This window comes from Chryseobacterium sp. BGARF1, from assembly GCF_001677955.1.
Lineage (GTDB): Bacteria > Bacteroidota > Bacteroidia > Flavobacteriales > Weeksellaceae > Chryseobacterium.
Window position 1 is genome coordinate 1 of sequence record NZ_LELA01000191.1, and the last position, 727, is coordinate 727.

Below are 727 nucleotides of genomic sequence, written 5' to 3' on the forward strand. Positions count from 1 at the left end.
AATTATGGGAATATGTTCTTCCTTTCCCTTTGTGTCTAAACATGAGCAATTCTTTTAAGTGAAATTTTTAAAAAGGTAAATTTTTTGAATACAAATTTTTACAGACAGCTCCTTGAAATGTGTAAAGACAATTATTACCTTTAGATATTCGCAATACGGGTAAGGCGTTCCAAATCTATTAATAGAATTTTTCTTCCTTCCATAACGATAAGATGATCTTCCCGGAAATCATGGAGAATACGGGCTAACGTTTCATTGGCAGTTCCTACCATATTGGCAAGATCTGTTCTGGATAATGTAATATAAGTTTTATCCTCTGTTATATTTGATTGATATTTTCTATGTAGAATTAATAAACTTAATGCTACACGTTCCCTGACCGTTCGTTGTGACAGAACGGTCATTAGATTAGCCATCACACTAAATTCATGACTAAGACTTTTGAGAAGTAATTTTGAGAAAAAGTCTGAGTGATCAAGAATCCTCAAGAAATTTTCTTTTGAAATAAAAGCAATAACAGAGTTTTCTATCGCTAGTGTAGTATCTCCATATGTATCATTACTTAATATTGCTGAATATCCAAAAAATTCTCCGGCATTATAGATATAGATGATCTGCTCTCTTCCATCATTATCCACCTTATACTTTTTAACCTTACCATTTTTTAAAAAAAATATACCGTTAGGAATGGTTCCCTCAGTAAATATGGCTTCATTTTTACGGTAAT

The 727-nt window shown here is 31.6% G+C and carries 1 protein-coding gene; it reads right to left on the reverse strand.

The genetic code is table 11. The annotated features are described in order from the left end of the window. Window positions 1–140 precede the first annotated feature (140 nt). Window positions 141–727: Crp/Fnr family transcriptional regulator (locus tag AB671_RS21435; protein ID WP_066681868.1), on the reverse strand; the 587-nt coding region annotated here is incomplete at its 5' end.